Origin of the sequence: Rhodococcus sp. NJ-530 (assembly GCF_003860625.1) — a bacterium.
Taxonomy (GTDB): domain Bacteria; phylum Actinomycetota; class Actinomycetes; order Mycobacteriales; family Mycobacteriaceae; genus Rhodococcus_F; species Rhodococcus_F qingshengii.
Genome location: NZ_CP034152.1, coordinates 6,383,076 through 6,408,544 on the forward strand (window position 1 = coordinate 6,383,076; position 25,469 = coordinate 6,408,544).

General features: G+C 62.7%; 24 protein-coding genes. 11 read left to right on the forward strand and 13 right to left on the reverse strand.

Going from position 1 to position 25,469, the window contains the following annotated elements:
* Positions 1–22 precede the first annotated feature (22 nt).
* Positions 23–1,330: an MFS transporter gene (locus EHW12_RS29820; RefSeq protein ID WP_075835067.1), complete on the forward strand. Its 1,308-nt coding sequence runs from the start codon at positions 23–25 to the stop codon at positions 1,328–1,330.
* On the opposite strand, the gene EHW12_RS29825 is transcribed toward EHW12_RS29820, so the two are convergent.
* Positions 1,314–2,765 carry a CCA tRNA nucleotidyltransferase gene (locus EHW12_RS29825; protein WP_003942535.1) on the reverse strand — a complete coding sequence of 484 codons (1,452 nt, stop codon included), beginning with the start codon at positions 2,763–2,765 and terminating at the stop codon, positions 1,314–1,316. The two genes, EHW12_RS29820 and EHW12_RS29825, sit on opposite strands and share 17 nt — an antisense overlap.
* A gap of 192 nt (positions 2,766–2,957) precedes the next feature.
* On the opposite strand from EHW12_RS29825, the gene EHW12_RS29830 reads away from it, so the two are divergent.
* The 5 genes from EHW12_RS29830 to EHW12_RS29850 are packed head-to-tail and all read left to right on the forward strand — an operon-like array spanning position 2,958 to position 11,262.
* A complete protein-coding gene (locus EHW12_RS29830; RefSeq protein ID WP_007729122.1) occupies positions 2,958–3,449 on the forward strand; it encodes an NUDIX hydrolase in 492 nt (163 codons plus the stop codon).
* Positions 3,446–5,800, forward strand: a complete 2,355-nt coding sequence (locus EHW12_RS29835; protein WP_125052485.1) for a DUF6049 family protein — start codon at positions 3,446–3,448, stop codon at positions 5,798–5,800. Before EHW12_RS29830 ends, EHW12_RS29835 begins: the two co-directional genes overlap by 4 nt.
* On the forward strand, positions 5,797–9,819 hold the full coding sequence (locus EHW12_RS29840; RefSeq protein WP_125052487.1) for a lipid II flippase MurJ: 4,023 nt from the start codon (positions 5,797–5,799) through the stop codon (positions 9,817–9,819). Before EHW12_RS29835 ends, EHW12_RS29840 begins: the two co-directional genes overlap by 4 nt.
* Before the next feature lie 37 nt (positions 9,820–9,856).
* Entirely contained in the window at positions 9,857–10,492 is a 636-nt protein-coding gene (gene sigM, locus EHW12_RS29845) for an RNA polymerase sigma factor SigM (RefSeq protein WP_125052489.1), read from the forward strand.
* Between the two features lie 53 nt (positions 10,493–10,545).
* Complete coding sequence (locus EHW12_RS29850) at positions 10,546–11,262, forward strand: hypothetical protein (protein WP_063315345.1); 717 nt, start codon at positions 10,546–10,548, stop codon at positions 11,260–11,262.
* 9 nt (positions 11,263–11,271) lie between these two features.
* On the opposite strand, the gene EHW12_RS29855 is transcribed toward EHW12_RS29850, so the two are convergent.
* Positions 11,272–11,838 carry a helix-turn-helix domain-containing protein gene (locus tag EHW12_RS29855; protein ID WP_003942539.1) on the reverse strand — a complete coding sequence of 189 codons (567 nt, stop codon included), beginning with the start codon at positions 11,836–11,838 and terminating at the stop codon, positions 11,272–11,274.
* A gap of 98 nt (positions 11,839–11,936) precedes the next feature.
* On the opposite strand from EHW12_RS29855, the gene nox reads away from it, so the two are divergent.
* From nox to EHW12_RS29875, 4 genes are all read left to right on the forward strand, one after another.
* Positions 11,937–13,148 (forward strand): 4,4'-dithiodibutanoate disulfide reductase, encoded by a 1,212-nt coding sequence (gene nox, locus EHW12_RS29860; protein ID WP_047272665.1) that lies wholly within the window; start codon positions 11,937–11,939, stop codon positions 13,146–13,148.
* Positions 13,149–13,279: 131 nt separating this feature from the next.
* A complete protein-coding gene (trxB, locus tag EHW12_RS29865; protein WP_003942521.1) occupies positions 13,280–14,287 on the forward strand; it encodes a thioredoxin-disulfide reductase in 1,008 nt (335 codons plus the stop codon).
* Between the two features lie 38 nt (positions 14,288–14,325).
* Entirely contained in the window at positions 14,326–14,649 is a 324-nt protein-coding gene (gene trxA, locus EHW12_RS29870) for a thioredoxin (RefSeq protein WP_003942530.1), read from the forward strand.
* 128 nt (positions 14,650–14,777) lie between these two features.
* The gene (locus EHW12_RS29875; RefSeq protein ID WP_003942558.1) at positions 14,778–15,968 is read left to right on the forward strand and encodes an N-acetylmuramoyl-L-alanine amidase; all 1,191 of its coding nucleotides are present in this window, start codon (positions 14,778–14,780) and stop codon (positions 15,966–15,968) included.
* Positions 15,969–15,988: 20 nt separating this feature from the next.
* Here the strand turns inward: EHW12_RS29875 and EHW12_RS29880 are convergent, their stop codons facing one another.
* The 4 genes from EHW12_RS29880 to rsmG form a co-directional block, all read right to left on the reverse strand.
* On the reverse strand, positions 15,989–16,672 hold the full coding sequence (locus tag EHW12_RS29880) for a hypothetical protein (protein WP_003942495.1): 684 nt from the start codon (positions 16,670–16,672) through the stop codon (positions 15,989–15,991).
* A gap of 255 nt (positions 16,673–16,927) precedes the next feature.
* Positions 16,928–17,968, reverse strand: a complete 1,041-nt coding sequence (locus EHW12_RS29885) for a ParB/RepB/Spo0J family partition protein (RefSeq protein WP_125052491.1) — start codon at positions 17,966–17,968, stop codon at positions 16,928–16,930.
* A 1-nt stretch (position 17,969) separates the two neighbouring features.
* Complete coding sequence (locus EHW12_RS29890) at positions 17,970–18,971, reverse strand: ParA family protein (protein ID WP_003942510.1); 1,002 nt, start codon at positions 18,969–18,971, stop codon at positions 17,970–17,972.
* Between the two features lie 81 nt (positions 18,972–19,052).
* Complete coding sequence (gene rsmG / locus EHW12_RS29895) at positions 19,053–19,733, reverse strand: 16S rRNA (guanine(527)-N(7))-methyltransferase RsmG (protein ID WP_019746204.1); 681 nt, start codon at positions 19,731–19,733, stop codon at positions 19,053–19,055.
* Between the two features lie 707 nt (positions 19,734–20,440).
* On the opposite strand from rsmG, the gene EHW12_RS29900 reads away from it, so the two are divergent.
* The gene (locus EHW12_RS29900) at positions 20,441–20,803 is read left to right on the forward strand and encodes a hypothetical protein (RefSeq protein ID WP_003942456.1); all 363 of its coding nucleotides are present in this window, start codon (positions 20,441–20,443) and stop codon (positions 20,801–20,803) included.
* A 70-nt stretch (positions 20,804–20,873) separates the two neighbouring features.
* Here the strand turns inward: EHW12_RS29900 and EHW12_RS29905 are convergent, their stop codons facing one another.
* The 7 genes from EHW12_RS29905 to rpmH form a co-directional block, all read right to left on the reverse strand.
* Positions 20,874–21,365, reverse strand: a complete 492-nt coding sequence (locus EHW12_RS29905) for a DUF6301 family protein (RefSeq protein WP_125052493.1) — start codon at positions 21,363–21,365, stop codon at positions 20,874–20,876.
* A 256-nt stretch (positions 21,366–21,621) separates the two neighbouring features.
* Positions 21,622–21,948, reverse strand: a complete 327-nt coding sequence (locus tag EHW12_RS29910) for a hypothetical protein (protein ID WP_054781443.1) — start codon at positions 21,946–21,948, stop codon at positions 21,622–21,624.
* Between the two features lie 118 nt (positions 21,949–22,066).
* Complete coding sequence (locus EHW12_RS29915; RefSeq protein WP_125052495.1) at positions 22,067–22,630, reverse strand: protein jag; 564 nt, start codon at positions 22,628–22,630, stop codon at positions 22,067–22,069.
* A gap of 20 nt (positions 22,631–22,650) precedes the next feature.
* Entirely contained in the window at positions 22,651–23,757 is a 1,107-nt protein-coding gene (gene yidC, locus EHW12_RS29920) for a membrane protein insertase YidC (RefSeq protein ID WP_047272669.1), read from the reverse strand.
* Between the two features lie 4 nt (positions 23,758–23,761).
* Positions 23,762–24,142: a membrane protein insertion efficiency factor YidD gene (yidD, locus tag EHW12_RS29925; protein WP_007729147.1), complete on the reverse strand. Its 381-nt coding sequence runs from the start codon at positions 24,140–24,142 to the stop codon at positions 23,762–23,764.
* Positions 24,139–24,519, reverse strand: coding sequence for a ribonuclease P protein component (gene rnpA / locus EHW12_RS29930; RefSeq protein WP_019746209.1), 381 nt, complete (start codon positions 24,517–24,519; stop codon positions 24,139–24,141). The genes yidD and rnpA overlap by 4 nt, the downstream gene beginning before the upstream one ends.
* Before the next feature lie 26 nt (positions 24,520–24,545).
* On the reverse strand, positions 24,546–24,689 hold the full coding sequence (rpmH, locus tag EHW12_RS29935) for a 50S ribosomal protein L34 (RefSeq protein WP_003942540.1): 144 nt from the start codon (positions 24,687–24,689) through the stop codon (positions 24,546–24,548).
* Positions 24,690–25,469 lie beyond the last annotated feature (780 nt).

Here is a 25,469-nt window from a genome sequence, read left to right on the forward strand (position 1 = left end):
CCACCCACTACAGTTTCCGCTTATGAACCGAGCCTCGAACCGCCGCGAGGCCTGGCAGCGCGTACTGCACACCCTGCGTGAATCACCCGGCCTCGGAAGGCTGGCGCTCGTCCGCTTTTCCAGCCAATTCGGCGACGGAATGTTCCAGGCCGCGCTCGGCGGCGCAATCCTCTTTAACCCGGAACGCGAAACCGATCCGGTGGCGATAGCGGCCGGCTTTGCCGTACTGCTCCTTCCTTATTCGGTGATCGGCCCCTTTGCCGGCGCTCTGCTGGATCGTTGGGACCGCCGCCTGGTGCTCCTGTGGGCGAGCGTGCTCCGCGGGCTCTTCATCCTGACCACTGCGGTGCTGCTGGTCGCCGGCGGCGGTGACACTCTGTTGTTGACCTGTGCGCTTGCTGCAATCGGAGTCAGTCGCTTTGTCGGGGCAGGCGTATCCGCAGCCCTGCCGAAGGTCGTCCGGCAATCGTGGCTGGTGGCAACCAATTCCGTTCTTACAACCGCTGGTTCGGTGATAGCGGCCCTGGGTGCTTCGGCAGCGGTGGCGATCATCGGCATGATCGGCGCGGGGGATCGAGCGTCAGGCGCCGCCGTGGCCATCGCAGCACTGGGATCGGTGATCGCGGCCCTCGCCGCGGCCAGGTTCACGGCCCGCTCACTTGGTCCGGTCGCCGACGAAGTGGTCCGCGCCAGTGCCGTCCGTTCGGTGACGGCCGGACTGCGCACCGGGGCAACCGCTGTCTGGGAGGCGCCCGGCGTCACCACGGCGATGATCGGAATCGGAGCGCACCGCATCTGCTTCGGCATCAACACCCTCATCATGGTGCTGGTCCTACGCGACACCTCGAACGGCTCCCAACTACCCGGAGGGATGGCCGGATTCGGTGTCGCCGTCGGCGCCACGGCAATCGGAATGCTGATCGCGGCATTGATCACACCGTTCCTCATCCCGCGGATCGGTCGCTCACGGACGATCACCTACGCCCTGGTGTGCGCGGTTCTCGTCCAGCTCGTCTTCGTGACCACGCTGACTCAGGGGTCGCTGCTGATTGCCGCTTTCCTGCTCGGCATCGCCGGCCAGTCCGTGAAACTCAGCGGCGACGCGGCCATGCAGATCGACATCGACGACGACCGTCGTGGTCAGGTATTCGCCCTGCAGGACACCGTGTTCAACGTCGCGTTCATCGGTGCGATCGCGGCAGCGTCGACGGTGATCGCACCCGACGGCAAGAGCGTCGGCCTGGCCGTTGCCGGTGCGGGTGTCTATGCCGCCGGATTGTCAGCGGTGCTGATCAACCGCAAGAAACGAGAAACTAGCCCTGCTGGGTAGCCCACCACTTCAGCAGTTCGGCCTCGGCCTCGTCACGCTCGAGCGGGCCGCGATCCAGACGTAGTTCCTTGAGGAACGTCCATGCCTTGCCCACCTGCGGGCCGGCCGGGATGTTGAGCAGCTCCATGATGGCGTTGCCGTCGAGGTCCGGACGCACCCGAGCAAGGTCTTCCTGCTCGGCGATGCGCGCGATCCGCTCTTCGATGTCGTCGTACGTGGCCTGCAGCTGCGCGGCGCGACGCTTGTTGCGTGTGGTGCAGTCGGCCCGCACGAGCTTGTGCAAGCGGGGGAGCAGCTCGCCCGCGTCGGTAACGTACCGCCGCACCGCCGAGTCGGTCCACTGTCCCTTGCCGTAGCCGTGAAAACGCAAGTGCAGGAACACGAGCTGTGAGACGTCGTCGACCATCTGCTTCGAGAACTTCAGTGCCCGCATGCGCTTGCGCACCAGCTTGGCGCCGACCACCTCGTGGTGGTGGAAGCTGACACCGCCGCCCGGCTCGTTACGCTTGGTATCCGGCTTTCCGATGTCGTGAAGCAGTGCTGCCCAACGCAATACGAGGTCCGGATCGCCTTCTTCGAGATCGATCGCCTGCTGCAGCACCGTGAGGGAGTGCTGGTAGACGTCCTTGTGCTGGTGATGCTCGTCGATCTCGAGCTTCATCTGCGGAACCTCGGGCAGCACGTATGCGGCCAGTCCGGAGTCGACCATCATGTTGATGCCGTCCACCGGGTACATGCCGAGCATCAGTTTGTTCAGCTCGACCTGCACACGCTCGGCGGTGATCCGCTCGATCTGCGACGCCATCTCCTTGATGGCCTCGAAAACGCGATTGTTCAACGTGAAACCAAGCTGCGAGACGAACCGGGCTGCGCGCAGCATCCGCAGCGGATCGTCGTTGAACGAGTTTTCCGGCGCCGACGGCGTATCTAGCTCTCCGGCCAACAGGGCGTCCATGCCGTTCAGCGGATCGACAAACGTGTAGGAACCGTCCGCGCCGATCTTCATCGCCATCGCGTTGACGGTGAAATCGCGGCGCACCAGATCGTCGGCCAACGTCGTGCCGTACTCGACTATCGGATTACGAGAGACGCGATCGTAAGCGTCGGCCCGGAAGGTCGTGATCTCGATCTCCTGGCCGTGCTTGATGGCGCTGATGGTCCCGAACTCGATGCCCGTGTCCCACTGCTTGTCCACCCAGCCCTTGAGCAGAGCCTGAACCTTCTCCGGCCTGGCGTCCGTCGTGAAGTCCAGATCGCCACTGAAGCGGCCGAGGATCGCGTCGCGAACACTGCCACCCACCAGGAACAGCTCGTGACCGGCCGCAGCAAAACGCTCACCGAGCGGGTTCAACACGTCGGACAACGTGCCGAGCGTTGCAGTGGCGTCGGCAAGCAGTCGTAGGCGGCGATCAGCGTCGGAGGTAGGGACAGTCACGTGAAAGGAGCTTACTTAAGGTGCGCAAATAGCAGAACGCGCATACGAACGCGATAGACCGCTTTGCGCGGGTTACCGGGCAACGCTGCAACGCCAACTAGTATCGATGAGGTGTCTGGTGCCGAACGAACAAACAGGAGTCGCCGCAACCCGCGGCGTCGACCTGCCGTCGGCAACCCCGATAAACCTTTGATGCGAACCGTCCGTGAAACTTCTGCGGGCGGCTTGGTCGTCGACGGCTGGGGAGGACCCCCGGAACGCCTCTGCGCTGCACTGATCGGCCGAACCGACCGCCGCGGACGCCTGCTCTGGTCGCTACCGAAGGGCCATATCGAACAAGGTGAGACCGCTGAGCAGACCGCGATGCGTGAGGTCGAAGAAGAAACCGGTATCCAGGGAACCGTCCTGGCACCGCTGGGCAGCATCGACTACTGGTTCGTGACCGAAGGTCGACGCGTCCACAAGACCGTGCACCACTATCTCCTCCGCTTTCTCGGCGGTGAACTCTCCGACGAGGACATCGAGGTCACCGAAGTCGCTTGGGTGCCGCTGACGGAATTGCACTCGCGCCTCGCATACGCCGACGAGCGCAAACTCGCAGAACTCGCGTCCCAGATGATCGCCGAGATGCCGCGAACGGAAATACGGCAAGAACAGCGCCCGAAGGAACCGGACGCCGGATGAGAATGGCACTGCGGCGGGCCGGTGTGGCCGCTCTGGTGATGGCCGCTGTCGGTTTCGGGCCTGCAACGACGGCCGTCGCAGGTGCAGCGCCGTCCAGCCAGCCCAGTGAGCGCGCCCCGGCGCGAAACACCAACGATGCCAAATTTCTGCAGCTGACCATCGACTCCACCGCACCGACCACGGTGACGACCACCAGCGACCGCAACGTCGTGGTCAAGGGCACGGTGAAGAACGTCGGTGACCGTCCCGTCGAGGACGTCGGGGTGAGGCTGCAACGCGCTCCCGCGATCGACTCCAGTTCGGACGTGCGCGCAGCACTCGATTTCGACCAGGCTGTTTTCGACACGGTCGGCGAATTCGACACCGTCGCCACCACCCTCGACACCGGCCAGTCCAAGCAGTTCACGCTCACCCTGCCGCTCCGGAGCACAACCGGGTTGTCCCTCGACATCACCGAACCCGGCGTCTACCCGATGCTCGTCAACGTGAACGGGACCCCGGAGTACGGCGGTGCCGCCCGACTCGACGACGCACGCTTCCTGCTCCCCGTCCTCGGTGTGCCGGCCGCAGCCGAATCGAACGCCACATCCGGAACACCTAGTTCGTCGGCGACGGCCGTCGTTCCCCCCGACACGTCCGCCCCGATCGGCGTCACGCTCATGTGGCCGCTGGCCGACGCGCCACGACTCGTCGGCGGAATCCCCGGCGCGGTCAACGAGCCCGTACGCCTGATCGACGACGAACTTGCCACCGAACTTTCCGACGGCGGCCGTCTGGACGCGTTGGTCGATGCGGTGGAGAACGCCACCAAGCCCGAGAGCGATACCGATCGCCGCGTCACGGATGCGCTCTGCCTGGCAATCGACCCCGACCTTCTGATCACCGTCGAGAACATGACTCGCGGATACCTCGTGGCCGACAACTCGTCCGACCCCACCGGGCCGTCGCACGAAGGCCGCGGCAGCGACGCCGCCAACCAGTGGCTCGGCCGGGTGAAGACCCTCGCGTCCTCGATGTGCACGACGGCGGTTCCGTTCGCCCAGGCCGATCTCGCCGCGGTCACCTCGGTGGCCAATCCGGAGTTGACGGCTACCGCGCTCACACGGCCGGCGGACATCGTCGACAACATCCTCGGCGTGACCTCACTGCGAGATTTCGTCTGGCCGGATTCGGGTGTCCTCGACTCGGCCACCGCAGAGGTGCTGAGCGTGAATCCCACCACAGCGATGGTGGCTGACACTTCCGTCGACTCGGCAGCTCCGCAGCTGTCGTCGCGGATAACCGGCTCACTCGACGCGCTTGCCTTCGACACCTCGGCGGCAGCGGCGCTGGCCGCCACCGGCTCGGAGCCGCAGGTCCCGTCGTACATCCCCGACGACACCGCGCCGACCATCGACATCGAATCGCGCAGCGCCCGGCGTCAGGACGCGCTGGGGGCGATGGCCTGGGCCGCGCTGACGCCGACGTCGCTGCCGCGCAATCAGATCTTCGCGCCGCCGCAACTGTGGACCGCCGACAGCAACGACGCCACGGCGGTGCTCTCGATGCTCGCGACCCTCATCCGGTCCGGGCTCGCCTCACCTCAGGCCCTGCCGGCACTGCTCGGCAGGCAACCGGGCGCGACGGACGCCGCCACTCTCGACTACCCGGACCGGGCTACCCAGGACGGTCCGCAAACGTCCGTCGTCGAGACCGCAACCACCCAACTTCCGCGTATCGACGGGCTCGAAGCTTCGCTCGTGGACGATCCGGCGGCTTCGCTCACCCCCCGGGGATTCACGGCGCCGCTCCGCGAAGATCTGCTCCGCTCGATGAGCTTGGCCGATCGCCGCAACGTCGACTCCGCGTCGGTCAATCGGGCGGAGCGGGCCGCGACCATCCGCGCCGACAACGTCACCGAAGCCGTCGACGGGATGTACCGGGCCGTCAGTGTGGTGTCTCCGGGCGGCGTCTACACCCTCGCGTCGGGGCAGAGTCCGCTCCTGCTGGTGGCGCGCAACGAGCTGCCCATCGCCATCAACGTCGACCTGCGTGTGGAAGCCCCACCCGAGATGCAGATCAGTGACATCGGTCCCAAACAGCTTCCGCCGCGAGGTAGCCGACAGTTGACTGTGCCCGCGGAAATGAACGATTCTCGCAAGCTGGAAGTCAACTTCTCGCTGACCACGACAGATGGCCGCCAATTGGGTACGCCGACCAGCGTGACCGTACGGTCGAATGCGTACGGTCGTCCCCTGGCCGCCGTGACGGCGACAGCGGGAGGGTTGCTGCTGTTCCTGGCAGGGCGACGGCTGTGGCATCGATTCAAGGGTCAGCCGGACCCAGCAGATGAAGGGTACGAACGCTCATGACCGGGAATCCACCCGAGGAGGGTCGCCGCTCGGCGATCACCCGCAAGAGTGCCACGACCCGCTCGCATCCTCGGATGCCACCGTGGGAGCGCGGTTACCCGATCCAGCCGGTCAACCCGGACGCACGTTTCGACGACGCACCCACCATGACCATCCCGGTGATCCGCGACTACCCCCGGTACCGCGAAGCCGAGATGGAGTTTGCCGACCGGGCGACGACCACGTCGGACGAGTTCGACACCGACGCCCATGTCCAGGTCGGGGAACGCAAGGAGACGAACTCTCGACTCCTCGCGGCAACGGGTTCCATCGCGATCGCGACGCTGACGAGCCGCATCACGGGATTCGCCAAGCAGTTGATGATCCTGATGGTCCTCGGCCCCGCCATCGCCAGCTCGTTCACCGTCGCCAGCCAGATTCCGAACATGATCGCGGAACTGGTTCTGGGCGCCGTGCTGACCGCCATCGTCGTCCCCGTGCTGGTTCGCGCCGAGCGGGAGGACGCCGATCACGGCGAAGCGTTTGTCCGACGCCTCTTCACGGCGTCGCTCGTTCTACTCGGCATGGCCGCGCTGCTCGCGACCCTGGCAGCACCCGTACTCACCAAATACGTCTTCCTGTCCGAAGACGGCAAGGTCAGCACCGACCTGACCACGGCGCTGTCGTATCTGCTTCTGCCGGCAATCCTGTTCTACGGGCTGTCGGCGCTGTTCACAGCGTTTCTGAACACCAGACAGATCTTCAAGCCCGGAGCCTGGGCTCCCGTACTCAACAATGTCGTCGTCCTCGTGGTGCTCGTGGTCTATCGCCTGACTCCGGGTGAGATCTCGCTTGATCCGGTCTCGATGGGCGATGCAAAGCTGCTCACCCTCGGCATCGGCATCACCATCGGCGTCATCGTGCAGGCAGCCAGCCTGATCCCCGCGCTTCGCCGCGAGAAGATCTCGCTCAAGCCGCTGTGGGGTCTCGACGACCGCCTGCGCCAGTTCGGCGGCATGGCCGTCGCCATCGTCTTGTACGTCCTGATCAGCCAGATGGGCATGATCTTCGCGACCAAGATCTCCTCCCACGCCGACGAAGCCGGCCCTGCCATCTACAGCCAGGCCTGGTTGCTCCTGCAACTCCCGTACGGCGTGCTCGGAGTGACGGTTCTGACGGCGATCATGCCGCGCCTGAGCCGCAACGCTGCTGCCGACGACACCCCGGCCGTCGTGGACGATCTGTCGGTCGCAACGCGTCTGACCATGATCACGCTGGTTCCGATCATCATGTTCCTGACCTTCATGGGTCCGCAGGTCGGTGAAGCGCTCTACGGTTACGGCCGCTTCGGACCCGAACAGGCCGAACGACTCGGCACCGCTGTGAGCTGGTCGGCATTCACGTTGATTCCGTACGCGCTGGTCCTGATCCAACTTCGTGTGTTCTACGCCCGCGAACAAGCCTGGACGCCGACGTGGATCGTTCTCGGCATCACTGCAGTGAAAATCGCTTTCTCGGCGCTCGCTCCGGTCTTCGCATCCAACAGCGATCAGGTCGTGATCCTGCTCGGTGCGGCCAACGGTCTCGGATACATCACCGGCGCCGTCATCGGCGGGTACCTCCTGCACCGCAGCCTCGGAAACCTGCAGATGGCCAACGTGGGCAAGACAGTCTGGTCCGTCGTACTCGCCTCGCTGGCCGGTTCGCTGACCATGCTCGCGGTCGACCGCGTCCTCGGATTCGATCAACTCACCGAGCGTTTCGGCGGACCTGGCTCGATGGTTCGCGTCGCCGTCGGCGGCATCCTGATGCTCGCGATCACCTTCACGATTCTCTACTTCAAGAAGGTTCCGGAAGTCCTGTCGGTAACGGTTGCGGTCTCCCGCAAGATTCGTTCACTGACAGGTCGCGCCGAACCGGACACACGTAACAACACCGACGACGACGTCACCGAGCTGATTCCTGCAATCAGAACGGAATCAAACGAGCAAGAACGACCGGGTGCGCTCCCGTACCCTGGTCGTGGGCGTACAGGATCGCAACCCGCGCGTATTCGGGGACGGGCTATCGATGGAGAAGGAGCGAGGGTGAGCGACGACAACGTTTCCGGCAACAAGAGTGCCGGGACTTCTGCCGTGAAAGCGTCCGAACAGAAGTCAACGGCATCGTCGGGCACACCTGCATCCACGAGTTCCTCCGCATCTTCCGGCCAGAAGCCACAGCAGGGTCAGAAGCCACAGCAGCCCGCACAGCGACCGCAGCAGGGCCAAAGCCCGCAGGGTCAGAAGCCGCAGCCGCCGGTGCAGAAGGCCGCTCCGCCGGTACCTCCGGTCAGTGTGTCCAAGACACCTTCGGCGCCCGTGTCGAAGACACCTTCAGCACCTGTCTCGAAGACACCCGCGCCGAAGACGCCTGCTCCGGACAAGAAGGCACCCGAATCTCAGAAGACGGCTGCCGCTCAGACACCACCGCCCGCTGCACCTCGCACACCTTCCGCCGGATCCGCATCACGACCGGCCCAGCGACCGATGCCACGTGGACCCAAGCTCATCCCCGGCGCATCTGTCGCCGGCGGACGCTACCGTCTGCTCGCGCCGCACGGCGGAACCCGCGGACTGCAGTTCTGGGAAGCTCTCGACGTCAAGCTCGACCGTGAAGTAGCCCTGACGTTCGTCGACGCCGATCAGCGCGGTGACGACGACAGCCAGTCCGGACCGCAGGCAGTTCTCTCACGCACTCTGCGCCTGGGACGAATCAACTCGCCCGGTCTGGCTCGCGTCCTCGACGTCGTCCGCGGAAGCTCGGGCGGCATCGTCGTCGCCGAATGGACTCCCGGCCGCTCGCTGCGTGAGATGGCCGAGACGACGCCGTCGCCGATCGGTGCAGCCCGCGCCATCCGCGCCCTCGCGGCGGCTGCCGAAGCTGCTCACCGCACCGGCGGTGCGCTGTCCATCGATCACCCGGACCGCGTTCGCATCAGCATCAACGGTGACGCCGTACTGGCGTTCCCGGCGACGCTTGCCGACGCCGATTCCACCAGCGACGTCCGCGGTCTCGGCGCCATGCTGTACTCGCTCATCACGGCGCGCTGGCCGCTCGCCGATCCGTCCGCCGGTCCCGTCGGTGGTTTGCTTCCCGCCGGCCGCGGCGCCGACGGGAACATCGTCGAGCCTCGCGTCGTCCGTCCGGAGGTTCCGTTCGACATCTCGGCCGTTGCAGTTCGAGCGTTGCAGTCGGAGAGTGGAATCCGCACTGCTGCCACCGTGCAGCACATCCTCGATCAGGCGTCCGTCGTCAACGACAAGACGGAAATGATTCCGGCACTTCGTCTCGGCCACCGCGAACAGGGTGCGTCGGGTCATGCACTGAACGACCCCGAAGCCATCGAGGCCGAGAAGAAGAAGTCGACGCGGATGCTCGCGGCACTGACGGCGCTCGGTGTCTTCACCGTGATCGTCCTGATTCTCCTTGTGGTGTGGGTAGCGAGCTTCCTCTCGGGTGGCAGTAACGACACCCCGCTCAGCGAGCAGAGTTTCGGACTGACCACCGAAGCCACTGCGCCCGAGAACAATTCACCGGCGCCCGCACCGGCGGCAGCAACCGTTCCGGTAGCTTCCTCGGCCGTAACGGTGTTCTCACCCCAGGGAACGCCGGATCAGCCGGCAACAGCGAAGAACGCCATCGACGGCAATCCGGCCACCGCATGGTCGTCGGATTCGTACTTCCAGCCGTTCCCGTCGCTGAAGAACGGTGTCGGCCTGATGGTGACGCTTGCCGATGCCGCCAACCTGAAGAACGTTGCGATCACGTCTGATTCGCCGGGAACCGTCGTTGAAATCCGTTCTGCCCCTTCTGCGAATACTTCGCTGGATCAGACCAAGGAAATCGGATCGGGTGTCCTGAAGAACGGCGTGACCGACATTCCAGTCACGTCGGACGGCTCGGGTCAGTATGTCCTGGTTTGGATTACGCAGCTCAGCACCGAATCCGGACAAAACCAGACATCCATCTCGGAGATTGCATTCACTGCTGCAAAGTGATCGCCCTTGGCCCTTCTGAAACCTACCGACTGGGCTAATATCCGCCCGTGCACAGTTATCGGGGGGCACCGGGGGCGGAGCCGGAAAATTCGAATCCAGAAGTTTCGAGAACAAGAATCTCGAGGCGACGGATTTCGAATTGTTGACTGCTCATGTCGAGGGCGATCGGCATGCGTTCCGTGAACTACTGACCAGGCATCAGGATCATCTATGGCACGTTGCCCGGCGTACGAGCTACTCGGACGAGGACGCGGCCGACGCGCTCCAGGAGGGTCTGCTGTCCGCGCATCGCAAGGCGGCGAAGTTCCGCGGCGACGCGGCGGTGCGTAGTTGGCTCCACACCATCGTGGTCAATGCCTGCCTCGACCGGATCCGACGCAACAAATCACGGGCGGCGTTCTCTCTGTCTTCGGAGAACGCGGAGGAACCCCGCGATCACCGCGACTATGCGGCGACAGTGGACATGAGCCTGACCGTCGAACAGGCACTGGCATCGCTGCCGCCTGAGCAGCGTGCTGCCGTCGTCGCCGTCGATGTCGAGGGGTATCCGGTAGCCGAGGCCGCCGAGAGGTTGGGAGTGCCCGTAGGGACCGTGAAGAGTCGCTGCGCCCGCGCGCGCAAGCGTCTCGCCGCCCAGTTGGAGGACTTTCGCGAAGGCGGGAACCATTCGTGAACCGGCCGCGTCCTATCTTGTAAGGGTCCGCACCGACTGCCGAGGGAGGGTTCATGACAGATCCGTCTGTTCGCGTTCCGTCGCCTCCGTTTTCGGAAGACCTACTCGCAGATCTTCACGCCGGGGTTCTCGATTCCGAAACCAGTGCGGCTCTGTGGCCGGTGGTACACGCAGATCCTGACGCCCATGCATTTGTCACCGCCCTTGACGGCGTCACGGCATCACTCGCGACACTGAACTCGAGCAAGGCCACTCACGAACGGATTCCGAATTCGCTTGCCGAGCGAATCAATTCGGCACTGGATCTACAGTCAGAACAGCTGGAGCCGCCAGCTGAGGCAGCTGTCGTGCCGTTCCGGCGGCGCCCACAAGCGTGGGTTCTCGGTGCCGCAGCAGCCGTGTTGGTAGCCTTCGTGATCGTTGTTGTCGGAACCCGAGATTCCGAACCTGCCGAAAGTGTTGTTGCTCAACCGAGCACACCGGCGACGTCTGCTGTCAACGATCCGGATTCGGCGTCTCTGCTCTCACTCGTCGGATCCAAAAACCTTGGACCACTGGATGATCCATCCAAACTTGCCGGATGCCTACGCGCCAACGGCATCGACGAGCGCCGGCCTTTGCTCGGTTCCGGCGAGATTCGCATCGACGGGGCGCCGGCGATAGTCCTACTCTTCACGGGATCGCAGCCGCGTCAGATCACTGCACTGACTGTCGGCATCAACTGCAGCGACGGGAATCCGAATACGTTGTCGGTCAAGAACATCGGCTGACGTCGACGGTCAGCGCGGCGATGCCGCCGGGAGTAAGAGCTCGAGGATTCTTTCGCGTAGCGCATCTGTATCGTCCTCGACCGCTATCAGACTCGAAAACATCGCTGCCCCGGCCGCCAATACCAGCACGGCCTTGGCATCGAGCAGTGCCGATTCAGGATCTTCGGCGTTCTGAAGGAACAGTTGCGTACTCGGTCCACTGAACCCGCGCCACAATTCGTTGCGCAGGTCGTCGTGGTCGCGCAGGGCCGCCAGCAATCCTGGCGACGCGGCGCGAACCTCGGGACGGGAGAAGAGCTGAGCACTTCCCTCCACCACCCAACGGATCCAGCCGTCGCGATCGGTGCCCTCGAACGGTGTCAGGTCCGGTGTCGCCCCCAGGATCGACCCGAGAACAAGATGTGCCTTCGACGGCCATCGCCGCGACATCGAGGCTCGGCTGACCCCTGCCCGTGCCGCGATCGCCCGGAGACTGAGTTGATCCCAACCGACCTCGAGGAGCATCGCTCGGGTGACCTCGAGGACTGTGTCGTCGATGCGTGGGTCTCGTGGGCGACCTGATCCTGTGGCATTCATCGTGTCGAATTGTCGGACAGATTGGGAGTAGGCGCTATATCGTCGTAGTTACGAGTCCACTGGCATCGTAAAGATCAGGCCGCCGCAGGAAGTTGAAAATGACCACAGCGCCCACACCGTCGATATTCGAACCCGCACGTCTCGGCCCTCTGACCTTGCGCAACCGCATCGTCAAAGCTGCAACGTTCGAGGGCGTCATGCCCCGGGGAGCGGTCTCGGACGATCTGATCAACTTCCACGCCGAGGTGGCCCGCGGCGGGGCCGCGATGACCACTGTCGCCTACTGCGCCGTCTCACCAGGTGGACGAGTCCACCGCGACACCCTTGTCATGGACGAGCGCGCGCTGCCGGGACTACGCAGACTGACCGACGCCGTCCACGCCGAAGGCGCACTTGCTGCGGCGCAGATCGGCCACGCTGGACTGGTCGCCAACACGCTCTCCAACAAGACGAAGACTCTGGCGCCGTCGACCCGGCTGAGTCCGCCCGCGATGGGCCTCGTCAAGGGCGCGACGCTCGCCGAACTCGACGGTGTCGTCTCCGACTTCGAACGGACCGCTCGCGTCGCCGTGGACGCAGGATTCGACGCCATCGAGGTCCATCTCGGCCACAACTACCTCCTCAGTTCGTTCATGAGCCCCAATCTGAACAAGCGCCACGATCGATACGGTGGCAGCGTCGCCAAGCGCGCCGAGTATCCGCGTCGAGTCGTCGAAGCGGTGCGACGGGCCGCTGGATCCAGCGTGGCGGTCACCGCGAAATTCAACATGTCCGATGGGGTGCCGAAAGGTCTGTGGCTCGACCAGAGCCTGCCGATCGCCCAGATCCTCGAAGCCGACGGCCATCTGGACGCGATGCAATTGACCGGTGGCAGTTCACTTCTCAACGGAATGTACTTCTTCCGCGGTGAGGTCCCACTGGCTGAGTTTGTCGCCTCCCAACCCAAACTCGTCGGGTACGGGCTGAAGTTCTACGGTCCCAAACTCTTTCCGACGTACCCGTTCGAGGAGGGCTTCTTCCTGCCCTTCGCCCGTCAGTTCCGACAGGCGCTGAGGATGCCACTGATCCTGCTCGGCGGCATCAACCGCGTCGACACCATCGAGCACGCACTGGATGAAGGATTCGAATTCGTCGCCATGGCGCGCGCGCTCCTCAGGGACCCACAACTGGTCAACAAATTCCGAGCCGAGAGCGTCGACGAGGGGTTGTGTATCCACTGCAACAAGTGCATGCCCACCATCTACACCGGCACACGCTGTGTGGTTCGGGACGCGCTGGTGGTTCGGGAGGCAGCGCGCCCCGCCCAGTGAGTCCCACACTGTGAGCTGCCGGCTGTGAGCCACTTTCCAGCCGAGTGCGGGAACAACACCCCTTATCCTGGTGTTGATCGGTACGGCTCTCCAAGAAGCGGAGGGTCTGCACTCACTATTGGAAGGCTCGCATGACCACCCAGCTGGAAAACACGCCCGCGGTCCATGACGTCATCATTGTCGGTTCCGGACCGGCCGGCTACACCGCTGGTGTCTACACCGCGCGCGCTGAGCTCCAGCCCCTGCTCTTCGAGGGAACCCAGTTCGGTGGCGCCCTCATGACCACCACCGAGGTCGAGAACTTCCCCGGATTCCGCGAAGGAATCATGGGCCCCGACCTGATGGAACAGATGCGTGAGCAGGCACTTCGCTTCGATACCGACATCCGCACCGAGGACGTCGAAGAGATCGATCTCAGCGGCCCGATCAAGACGGTCGTCGCGAACGGCGAAACGTACGCCGCGCACGCGATCATCCTCGCCATGGGTGCGGCAGCCCGTTACCTCGGCATTCCCGGTGAAGAACGCCTCCTCGGCCGCGGCGTCAGCGCCTGCGCCACCTGCGACGGCTTCTTCTTCCGTGACCAGGACATCGTCGTGGTCGGCGGCGGCGACTCCGCGATGGAAGAGGCAACATTCCTGACCCGCTTCGCTCGCTCGGTCACCCTGGTGCACCGCCGCGAGGAATTCCGCGCCTCACGGATCATGCTCGAGCGCGCCAAGGCCAACGAGAAGATCCGCTTCCTGACCAACGCGGAGCCCGTCGAGGTGCTCGGTGAGAACAGCGTCACCGGGCTCGTCGTTCGTGACACCGTCACGGGTGAGACCTCCACACTCGAGATCACCGGCATGTTCGTCGCCATCGGTCATGACCCGCGCAGTGAGCTCGTCAAGGGCCAGGTCGATCTCGACGACGCCGGGTACGTGCGCGTCGCTCCCGGTTCCACCGCGACCTCCGTCGACGGCGTCTTCGCTGCCGGTGACCTGGTCGATCACACGTACCGTCAGGCGATCACCGCTGCCGGCACCGGATGCTCCGCAGCAATCGACGCCGAACGCTGGCTGGCCGACCGCGGCGACATCACCGCCAACACGCTCGACGCAGCCGGCCACACGGTCGACGTCGTCGGCGCTCCCTGATTCACCAAGCTGTCGAACCCAACCCTCGAGGAGTAACAGTGTCGAATACCGTCACCATCACCGACGATTCCTTCAAGCAGGACGTCCTGGGCAGCGACAAGCCCGTTCTGGTCGATTTCTGGGCAACCTGGTGCGGCCCGTGCAAGATGGTCGCCCCGGTCCTCGAGGAGATCGCCGGTGAGAACAGCGAGAAGCTGACCGTCGCGAAGCTCGACATCGACGCCAACCCGGCGGCCGCCCGCGATTTCCAGGTCATGTCGATCCCGACGATGATCCTGTTCAAGGACGGCAAGCCGATCAAGACGATCGTCGGCGCCAAGGGCAAGGCCGCGCTGCTCAAGGACCTCGCAGACGTTCTCTGACGGCTGGATGAGCATCGTGGATTCTCGCAATCCACAGAATTTCTGAGATAATCGATCGATGTGCCTGATCGGGTCTACGACCAGGCACATCGATCGAATTCGTTAACCGATCCGAGAGGCTTTCACGCATGCACAGACTCCGACACGGCGATCACGGCCCGGCCGTCGCCGAGATTCGGGGCACATTGACGAAGCTGGGATACCTCCATCACGGAACTTCCGGTATTCGACGTGAAAGCGCCGACGGTGCCCACTGGGTTGCACCCGACGCCATCTTCGATCATCAACTCGACAGCGCCGTTCGCGCCTTCCAGCAGCAGCGTGGGCTCCTTGTCGACGGCATCGTGGGCCCGGCCACCTATCGGTCACTTCGCGAGGCCTCGTACCGCCTGGGCGCCCGTACGTTGATTTACCAGCTTTCTGCGCCGCTGTACGGCGACGACGTCGCAGCTCTGCAGGCCAAATTGCAGGACCTGGGCTTCTACGCAGGTCGGGTCGACGGTTTCTTCGGCCCGCAGACCCACGAATCTCTCTCGTCTTTCCAGCGTGAAATCGGGATTGCCGCCGACGGTATCTGCGGACCGCAGACACTGCGTTCGCTGGAACTGCTGGGAACTCGCGTCACCGGCGGATCGCCGCACGCGATCAGCGAAGAGGAGCTGGTGAGGCGCAAGGGCCCACAGCTGGGCGGCAAGCGCATCGTCATCGATCCAGGCCTCGGTGGTCCGTCCACCGGCACCATCGTCAACGGCATCTCCGAAGCCGACATCCTGTGGGATCTGGCTATGCGCCTCGAGGGGCGGATGGCAGCAACCGGGATGGAAACCTTCCTCTCCCGCCCGCACAACGCCGATCCGAGCGAGGCCGAGCGCGCGCTGACGTCCAACGCATTCGACGCCGATCTGATGATCTCCCTGCGCTGCGACAGCAACTCGAGCCCGTCGGCGAACGGCGTCGCGAGCTTCCACTTCGGAAATTCGCACGGTTCGGTCTCGATGATCGGGCAGGTGTTGACCGGTTTCGTTCAGCGCGAGATCGTTGCGCGAACTCCGTTGCGGGACTGCAGAACTCACGGTCGAACGTGGGAGTTGTTGCGCCTGACCAACATGCCGACGGTACAGATCGATCTCGGCTACCTGTCCAACGCGTCCGACGTTGCGGTACTGACGAATCCGCGGATGCGTGACACCATCGCCGAAGCCATCTTGATCTCGGTCAAGCGGCTGTACCTACTGGGTCAAGACGATCAGCCGACCGGCACCTTCACCTTCGCCGAGCTTCTCGCAGAAGAACTTTCGGTAGCCGACCGCATTTCGTAGGTCCTGCGGTCGGCACCTGCTCACACTCTGGCGAGTTCGCTGATCTCCACCATTTCGAGAGCTGCGGCCTTCAGTAGACGGTCGAGGGCTTCTTCGACGTCGACTTTCCATTCGTGATCTCGATTGAGTTCGAGACGAAGGCGCGGATAACGATGGTGCGGTGCCACGACCTCGAAACCGTAGTCCTCGAGGAACTCGGCACTGATCATGCATTCTGCGGGTGAACATTCCAGAGCTGCCGTTGCACTGGCCACGTCGGAAGCTGGCCCCAAGTCGCCGCTACGGATACCGAATGCCTCGAGCGCACGAACTCCTCGTCGGACCAGATCTGTCACGACAGCGGCCAGCAGGCTCGGCCCTAGTTCTTCCTCTATGCCCGAGGGCTCGAGGCGAAGGCTTGTGAGAAGCACTGCGTCCGAGCTGACCGGGCTGGTGGGAAACAGTTGCGCGCGCGGGATCATGCGGGGAGGGGCGTACAACGCACTGCCGAGCGGCTTTCCGTCGCGGACGGCGACCTGTCCGCACGAACCCCACTCGAGCATGACCATCGACAGCCAGGCTTCCTTCTCGAATTCCTGATCACAGAATCCTCGGGCGTCGTGAAGCGCGCCCGGGTCCATCTCCCAGAACACGCATCGGCGCGCATGGGCGGAAAGCTGATCGAGGCTGTCGAGTGTGAGAGAGGTGATGACGTGAGTCGACACTGACTAACTCACTCTCCGTAGGTCCCCGAAGCGGTTTTGATGCTCGCCCGCTGCTTTTCTCTTCTCCAGGATAGGCCAGCTACGACAAGTCGGCAGTGGCACGAGAGTTGATCGCCCTAATATATTGCTGTTCAACATCTTTCGTCCCGGTTCAAGATTTCGAGAAGCTCGGACCACCTAGATTTGTCACAGTGACGAAAATAGGTGGTGTGCCCGGTCATCATGATTACGTCACCAAACGGGCATCCGAGTTCTCTACTTGGATTTCTGTGCTTCCATCATTCCGACGATGCGTTCTAGGTCGTCGACCGAGCCGAATTCGACCACAATCTTTCCCTTCCGCTTGCCCAGACTGACAGTCACCCGAGTGTCGAACGAGTCCGACAACCGCTCGGCCACATCCTGCAGACCCGGCATCACGATGGGCTTGCGCTTCTGTGGGGGAGCGATCTCATTATCCGCCCGGTTGGCCAGAGTGACTGCTTCCTCCGTCGCGCGAACAGACATTCCTTCCGCGACGATGCGCGCCGCCATGACCTCCTGAGCGTCGGCACCCGCCTCGAGGGACAGCAGTGCGCGAGCATGGCCGGCCGAAAGTACTCCAGCCGCAACGCGACGCTGAACCGCCACCGGCAGCTTCAGCAGACGAATCATGTTGGTCACGACGGGACGCGAACGTCCGATCCGATTGGCCAATTCTTCGTGGGTGACTTCGAACTCCTCGAGCAGCTGCTGATACGCCGCTGCCTCCTCGAGGGGGTTCAACTGAACTCGATGGATGTTCTCGAGGAGCGCGTCGCGCAGCATCGAGTCGTCATCTGTTTCACGAATGATCGCCGGAATCTTCTCCAGCCCGGCTTCCTGGCTCGCGCGCCAGCGACGCTCACCCATGACAAGTTGGTACTTGTCACCGTGACGACGGACCACGATCGGCTGCATCAATCCGAACTCGCGGATCGAGTGAACCAACTCCGCGAGTGCTTCCTCGTCGAAAACGCTGCGAGGCTGCTTCGGGTTCGTCTCGATCAGGCTCGGTTCGATCTCGAGATAGACCGCGCCGGTCGGCTCGAGTTCGGTCTCCGGCTCAGCTTCCACCGGAGCCTTCGCAGCCGACGCCTTGGTGGCTTTCTGCGTTTTCGGGGCCGCCTTGGTCGGTGGGGGAGGGGAGGGGTTGCGCTTGTCGACGCCGATTACGACGTCCGCTGCAGCCGATCCCAGACCCGGCGCCGTGGCCGGCCCAGTGGGGATGAGAGCAGCCAAGCCGCGGCCCAATCCACCTTTGCGTGCTTGACTCATCTCACTGCTCCTGGGTCGTCGTGGTGGCAGAGCGGGCGGCAAGTTCACGGCCGGCGTCGAGGTAACTCATGGCGCCACGCGAACCCGGGTCGTAGTCGAGAACTGTCATCCCGTATCCGGGAGCCTCGGACACCTTCACGCTGCGCGGAATCACAGCGCGCAGAACGGCCTCACCGAAGTGCTTGCGTACTTCTTCGGCGACCTGGTCGGCCAGCTTGGTGCGCCCGTCGTACATCGTCAGAAGGACGGTGGAGACATGCAGATCCGGGTTGAGATGAGCCTGGACGAGTTCGATGTTGCGGAGCAACTGACCGACCCCCTCGAGGGCGTAGTACTCGCACTGGATCGGGATCAGAACTTCCTTGGCAGCGACCATCGCGTTGACGGTCAGCAGTCCCAGCGAGGGCGGGCAGTCGATGAGGACGAAGTCGACGTCAAGCTCTGCGAGCACCTTGTCGTTGAGCGCGCCTTTGAGTCGATTCTCGCGGGCAACCATGGAGACCAATTCGATCTCGGCGCCCGCCAGATCGATCGTTGCCGGGATGCAGAGAAGGCGCTCACTGTGCGGGCTGGTCTGGATCGCCTCCGGGGCCTTCACTTCGCCTATGAGCAGCTCGTAGCTCGACGGGGTGCCCGAGGTATGGACGACGCCCAGAGCGGTGCTGGCGTTGCCCTGAGGGTCCAAATCGACCACAAGGACAGTGAGCCCTTGAAGAGCGAGCGCCGACGCAAGGTTCACCGTGGTCGTCGTCTTGCCGACGCCACCCTTCTGGTTCGCGATGGTGATCACGCGGCGGAACGCCGGCTTCGGCAGCGTCACCGAATGGGGATGAAGCACTTGGCTCGCTCGATGCGCGGCCGCCCCGATGGGGGTCTCCTCCGAGGAGATCGCCGCGTAGGGGGCGGTGAAATTGTCGTCGTCGTTGACGATCTGATCCGCACCCGCACTCGTGTGCTGCTTCGGTGTTTCACGTGAAACGGCGGATTCAGATCGACCCGACATTGACTGCTCCTTCGATTGGGAATCGATCACTAGGTGCTCTCATCATCTGTACATTGCTCTCGATTGCATGCGTGTAAATCATCAACGCTGGCGGCGCTTCGGGAGGCGTTCGGCCTTCACCACAACAGTGGGGGTGCGGAGAATCTTGGCTCCGCATTCGAGTATTTCCAACTTACCTGCGCCCAACTTGGTGAGCGCCGTACGGTCTCGCTCGATCTCCTCGGCGGCGCTCGAACCCTTGAGTGCCAACATTCGGCCGTGCTCGTGAATGAGTGGGAGGGACCAACGTGCGAGCTTCTCGAGAGGCGCCACAGCTCGCGAGGTGACTACATCCGCGCCGCCCGCTTCCTTCACAACACCCGATTCCTCGGCTCGCCCTCGGACAACCAATACGTCCAAACCGTTGGACTCGATGAACTCCGCGAGGTACACCGAGCGTCGAAGCAACGGTTCGACCAGAGTCACCTTCAAGTCCGGGCGGGCGATTGCGAGAGGGATACCGGGTAGGCCGGCGCCGCTTCCAACGTCCACAACCGACTCGCCTTCGGCAATCAACTCACCGATGACGGCGCAATTGAGAAGGTGACGCTCCCACAGTCGGGGAACCTCACGGGGACCAATGAGCCCGCGCTCGACACCATCCGTCGCCAGGGATTGGTAGTACCGTTCCGCGATCTCATATCTGTCACCGAACACTGCGCGCGCAGTCTCTTGTTCGTCCCAGTCAACCGACGCCGCACCATTCTGTTCCACGTGAAACATCCTCCCGCGTAAACCGCGAAATCAACAATCAAGACCGAAATCATTATCCGCTCTGGAGCCGACATGTGTTCGCTTCTGCACACCGACTCGCTGTGAGTCTGCCGACTCGTTCATTCTTTGGGAAGTATTCGGCCCAAAATTCAAGCGGGGGAGGGGAGGGGTTCACGTTCCACGTGAAACATTGCGCTGAAAATTCTTCCAATTCTGACGCGTTTCACGTGAAACATGGCCGGGCGATCGAATGCAGATAGGAGCGCAATTCTTAGTATCATCACAGTGACGAAACTGCCATGGGTAGTTACATGGATGGAATTCTGACCCAAAAAGACCAATTTTCGATGAAAAAGTCGTTGCAAAAGATCGCCGGCGACGGACTGCAGAACGGACTCGGTCAGTCAAATCCTCTCTGTAGGTCGACTCGGAAAACAGACTTCGATTCCAGATCTCGGACAACTTCGGTATCTCATCGCCGGTTGTTGCGAGCCATACATCCGTCGGCTTGACACCCCTGTTGCGGGAGACCGGAGACTTGGCATCGCAAACCGCGCTTCAATCCAAGGAGCTTCGCACCACAGGATGCGCATGGAGAGTTCGCCTTCGATGTGGATACCCGTGTCGGCGGGAAGATCAAAGTCGAGCAGGGGACCTGCCCGATGCGCAGGATGAATTCCTGCGCCTAGGCTCTGCGCGATTAAGATCCGCGCTTGGTGCGGGAGTTGTTGGACGGCAAGGACTACCTGTTGGTGCATACCGAACCCGGAACCAACAAGATCACCGCTTACGAGTTCGATCCGGGCACAGCGAAGTCCTTCCACCTCGAACAGTCCGGATCCGCCCTCATGACGAGACCAGCAGCAGGTGTGGGCGCGACGCCGATCGCACACCCCGCGAGTCAACCGAACTCAAGGCGGTCCCATGATTACCCCGACGCGGTCCGCAGTGTATGGACCGGAGCCCGTGTAGGCGATGTCGATTCCGGTTTGCTTGGCAAAGTAGTCGCCGCCGATCTCACCCCGAAGCCCGCAACAACATCATCGACTTTGCGTGGCGACGAAGCCCATTCGATGTGAGTGGTCCGATTCGTGTGAGGAGCGCGCAAACCTGTTTCCGCACCGGATGCGATCTCGCCGACCTCGATCGCTAGTCCTCGTCCTCGTACTCCGGTTCGGGCTCATCCACCCATGCCTGATATCCCGGACTCGTCAGACGAAGGTGGATCGCACTGACACCCCGGTGCAGTGTAATGACCGCTTTCGGCAGATCCCACCGGATAGTTGCCTCAGGTCCCGGTTCGGCGCTCGTGGCTGTCCCCAGGAGTGCAGTAAATGCCACATCGAGGTTCGTGAACCCCTCGACCAGCAACGGGCGCACCACTGTCATGGGCGTAGCATCATCTGCCACGTCCGAGACGAAGATCGAGATCCAATCCATTCTGTGTTGCCGCCCGAACATGTTCGCCTTCGGCCGGCAGACATGAAGGTTCGTTCGTATCGAGCCGCCACCTTGCCTGAGTTCGACGAGCTCCCATCCGGCTTGTGCGCAGAAGGGTTCCAGGTCGTCGACGGCCCAGGTCCAGTCGAATTCTGCGGCGAGGCGGGCAATCCGGGTGGCGCCCTCGATGTCGACGTGCATGTGCGGATGCTACTTCCTTCGTGATCGTTGTTGATGACGCCCCAATCCGGGGGCCGTCGAAGTGAGGGCTCGCGGGTTGTCGGTCATCGGATGCCAGCACCGAAGGTGACGACCTTGCCAGCAGGCCTGACGACATCGGGTCGGTGATCCATTGTGGTGGCAATCTGAGTCGGAGTTCGAGGGCTCGGGCAACAACCATCGATCCGGTTTCACGTGAAACGAAGGCCGACTATTCGGTCTGGGGGAGGGGAGGGGCTCACATGTAGTACGGCATGTTGTCGATCGAATATCCGAACATGCACAGTGCACCCCCGACGAACAAGAAGGCAATCGCGAAGCTGAGCATGACCGGTCTTCCGGATCGCCATGCCAGTGCAAGTGGAATGAATACGACGGCGACTACTCCCAGCGGCAACAACCAGCAGAGCCAATACTTCAGACCGCCCGGCGGAAAGGACTGGACTTCCATCTTCTGCTGTAGTTCGAAGACCACGGGCCAATAGCTCAGGCCGCACACGAGCATCCCTATCAAGGCCCCAAGGGTCATCAATCTGAGAGAGAATCCGGACCGCTCGTTGGACATGTCGACAACGATAGGCAGACCTTCACCGTGGCGCCGGATTCGGTTTCACGTGAAACACTCTCGGACACAAAAGCGGGCCCCGGAAAATCCGGGGCCCGCATTCGATCAGGGGGGAGTGTCAGTCCTTGAGGACAACCACTCGACGAGACGGCTCAGCGCCTTCGCTCTCGCTGGAAACACCGGCGACCTTGGCGACGGCGTCGTGCACGATCTTGCGTTCGAACGGCGTCATCGGAGCAAGCTCTTCGCTTTCGCCGGTCTCGAGAACACGCTGTGCAGCTTCCGCACCGAGAGCACTGAGTGCCTCGCGGCGGCCCGCCCGCCATCCGGCGATGTCGAGCATCAAGCGGCTGCGCTCGCCGGTCGACTGTTGAACAGCCAGACGAGTCAGCTCTTGGAGAGCATCCAGAACCTCACCCTTACGTCCCACAAGCTTGGTCAGGTCGTCGCCGCCGTCGATGCTGACGATCGCCCGATCGCCCTCGACGTCAAGGTCGATGTCTCCGTCGAAATCGAGCACGTCGAGCAACTGCTCGAGGTAGTCGCCGGCGATCTCGCCCTCTTCGATCAAATCGTCATCGGAATCGTCGATGTCTACATCCACATCGGTAACCGGCGCAGTGGTCTCGGTGCTCACGTCTGCGTTCTCTCCATCCACAACGATGTCAGCTTCACTGGACATTGGTCGTTCTCTTTCCTGGATCAGCGCCGTTTATTGCGCTTGGGGGAGTTGCCGCGGTTGCTCTGTGGCCGGTTCTGTTTGGGTTTCGACGTGGAACCACCACCGGAACCCGAGGGCTTCGGCTGTGGCTTCTTGAGCGAAACTTCCGGGGCGTCACCGTCGTCGTCGGCTGAATCCGCGGTCTTCAGCGCAGCCGGAGATCCCTTCTTCTTGCTGGGATCAGGACGGGCACCGGGCTTGGGCGCATTGTCGTTGCGGCGAGTGATCGCTTCCTGCTTCTTGGCTTCTTCTTCCGCGTCGATCTTGCGGAAGACGAGGTGCTGCTGACCGTAGGTCCAGATGTTGTTCGACACCCAGTACAGGAGGATCGCGATCGGAAGGAACGGTCCACCGACCAGAACACCGAGCGGGAAGACGTACAGGGCGAGCTTGTTCATGATCGCGGACTGCGGGTTCGCGGCAGCTGCTTCGCTCTGACGGGCAACAGAAGCGCGTGAGTTGAAGTGCGTCGCGATGCTGGCGATGATCATCAGCGGAGCGGCCACGAGGATGATGTTCAGCCGTGACGGAAGCTCGGGAACGTTCTCGGTGACGTAGGCCTGAAGCTGCGCAACCGGCGTCGTGATCGCGGCCGAGATGGGCGCGCCGAACAGACGAGCATCCAGGAACGACTGGACGTCAGTGGCCGAGAAGACGTAGTTCGGGGTGTTGAGGTTGTCCTCGGCGCTCATGCCCAGCTGGCCCATGCCGGTGCCGGTGCGGTTGAACGAGCGCAGGACGTGGAACAGACCGATGAACACCGGAGCCTGAGCCAAGACCGGGAGACAGCCCATGATCGGGTTGAATCCGTGCTCCTTCTGGAGCTTCTGCATCTCGACGGCCTGGCGCTGACGGTCGCCCGAATACTTCTTCTGCAATGCCTTGATCTGTGGCTGCAGTTCCTGCATCTGACGCGTCGTGCGGACCTGCTTCACGAACGGCTTGTACAGAACCGCACGCAAGGTGAACACCAGGAACACCACGGAAAGCGCCCAGGCTATTCCGTTGTCCGGGCCGAGAATGAACCCGAAGACCTTGTGCCAGACCCACAGAATCGCGGATACCGGATAGTAGATGAAATTGAGCACGGCTCTAAGTACTCCTCTGTTCGTCCGTCGGACTGTGACACGCTGCGCGTGCTTCCGGACAGCTATGGCGGCTACCCGCATCACGGTCACGACGGGCAGGGACAGGGTCCCACCCTCCAGAATGCCAGGGGGCACACTTCGCCAACCGCACCACAGTCAAGAAAAGGCCTTTGATCGCCCCGTGAGTGCGCAGCGCTTCGACTGCGTATTCACTGCAGGTGGGGGTGAACCGGCAGGTCGGCATCCTCAAGGGCGACACATACGTCCGGTACAACTCGATACAGAAGATGAGAACAGTGGCGGGAGCGCGACGCACAGCCTTCAACACCGTGATGACACGGGAGGCTCTGGGAGTCTCGATCTGCTCAGAGAGCGGAGTACTCATGGCTCTTCACTTACCGACACCAATAGGTTCATTTTGGTCAGGCCCCCGCGCAACTGCTTGGCCAGTTCGGCTGAACTGGCGGTAGCTGCACCCGGAAGTGCGCGGATAACCACGTCCGTCTCCGGCGAAACCTGCCCGACGAAATCTGCACAGATATGACGAAGCCGGCGTGCGACTCGATGTCGAATCACCGCCGGCCCGACAGCCTTGCTCACGATCAGCCCGAAACGGGGACCGTGATTTGTTACTACCAGCGCCTCTACTTGCTCGCGATCGAACGCGTGCACGACAAGGTCGCGTCTTCCCATACGACGCCCGCGTCGCACCGCCACGGAGAAATCCGCGTGGCGACGCAACCGAGACGGCTCAGGCAACACCCCGAGCTCCTGAACTCGAAATCAGATCAGGCGGTGAGGGAATCGCGGCCCTTACGGCGACGCGCCGAAACGATTGCACGACCCGCACGGGTACGCATACGAAGACGGAAGCCGTGAACACGCGCGCGGCGGCGATTATTCGGCTGGAACGTCCGCTTGCCCTTGGCCACGGTCAACACTCCTCGAAGTTCATTGACGCCTCCCGGCGTCATTCAGTGATCGACGCCTTACGGCGCCTTTGGATCCAACAGGTACAGAACAATCAACTTCACTCGTTGTGGCTTGGAAGACCGATCCGACCTGACATATGTAGCCAGCACGAAGCGATCACCACCAGCGGGTGACCGTTCGAGGTTACTTACCACCGTTGCCAAGGTCAAACCAGCCCGATTCGGAGCCCTCCCGCGGCAACCACGGCGACACGCCGATACTTACATCATTCCGCAGATTCCATTCACAGTGTGCATACGGCCGTGACCTCGAGCGAGGCGGCAAGTGTGACCTTGGCAACAGTTCCGCTACGGACTGCAGGTGACCCGAAGGCAACCCGGACAGTTCCACCGGCGCATGCTCTCGACAAGGCCTCATCAGCACATACGGGCACGAGCGCCGGACGCGACCCCGAATCCCGAGTTTCCACATTCATCCACAGGGCTGTGAGTGTTGACGCATCCCCGACACCAAGTGGCGAACGCCTCGAGTTCCGACAAAGTTGCAGGTAGATCAATTTCTCGATCACTTTGACGAATTTGGTTGACGAAAAAACCGACTCGGTGCAGGTTTGTCCACATCTGTGGATAATTGTGTGGAAACACAGCCCAGGTGGCATATTCGTAGCCTGTTACGGGGTTCTCACCCCGGGTGGTAATCCACCGAATCATTCGACGCCGCAGCCATACGCTCGGCAGCTGCAGCACACCCACTGTCGGCGAAACACGGGAAGGAACCAC

Coding starts and splice junctions, on each gene's coding strand:
- EHW12_RS29820 (WP_075835067.1), top strand. CDS start 23: ATGAACCGAGCCTCGAACCGCCGCGAGGCCTGGCAGCGCGTACTGCAC.
- EHW12_RS29830 (WP_007729122.1), top strand. CDS start 2,958: ATGCGAACCGTCCGTGAAACTTCTGCGGGCGGCTTGGTCGTCGACGGC.
- EHW12_RS29835 (WP_125052485.1), top strand. CDS start 3,446: ATGAGAATGGCACTGCGGCGGGCCGGTGTGGCCGCTCTGGTGATGGCC.
- EHW12_RS29840 (WP_125052487.1), top strand. CDS start 5,797: ATGACCGGGAATCCACCCGAGGAGGGTCGCCGCTCGGCGATCACCCGC.
- EHW12_RS29850 (WP_063315345.1), top strand. CDS start 10,546: ATGACAGATCCGTCTGTTCGCGTTCCGTCGCCTCCGTTTTCGGAAGAC.
- EHW12_RS29855 (WP_003942539.1), bottom strand. CDS start 11,838: ATGAATGCCACAGGATCAGGTCGCCCACGAGACCCACGCATCGACGAC.
- nox (WP_047272665.1), top strand. CDS start 11,937: ATGACCACAGCGCCCACACCGTCGATATTCGAACCCGCACGTCTCGGC.
- trxB (WP_003942521.1), top strand. CDS start 13,280: ATGACCACCCAGCTGGAAAACACGCCCGCGGTCCATGACGTCATCATT.
- EHW12_RS29875 (WP_003942558.1), top strand. CDS start 14,778: ATGCACAGACTCCGACACGGCGATCACGGCCCGGCCGTCGCCGAGATT.
- EHW12_RS29885 (WP_125052491.1), bottom strand. CDS start 17,968: ATGAGTCAAGCACGCAAAGGTGGATTGGGCCGCGGCTTGGCTGCTCTC.
- EHW12_RS29890 (WP_003942510.1), bottom strand. CDS start 18,971: ATGTCGGGTCGATCTGAATCCGCCGTTTCACGTGAAACACCGAAGCAG.
- rsmG (WP_019746204.1), bottom strand. CDS start 19,733: ATGTTTCACGTGGAACAGAATGGTGCGGCGTCGGTTGACTGGGACGAA.
- EHW12_RS29905 (WP_125052493.1), bottom strand. CDS start 21,365: ATGCACGTCGACATCGAGGGCGCCACCCGGATTGCCCGCCTCGCCGCA.
- EHW12_RS29910 (WP_054781443.1), bottom strand. CDS start 21,948: ATGTCCAACGAGCGGTCCGGATTCTCTCTCAGATTGATGACCCTTGGG.
- EHW12_RS29915 (WP_125052495.1), bottom strand. CDS start 22,630: ATGTCCAGTGAAGCTGACATCGTTGTGGATGGAGAGAACGCAGACGTG.
- yidD (WP_007729147.1), bottom strand. CDS start 24,142: ATGAGTACTCCGCTCTCTGAGCAGATCGAGACTCCCAGAGCCTCCCGT.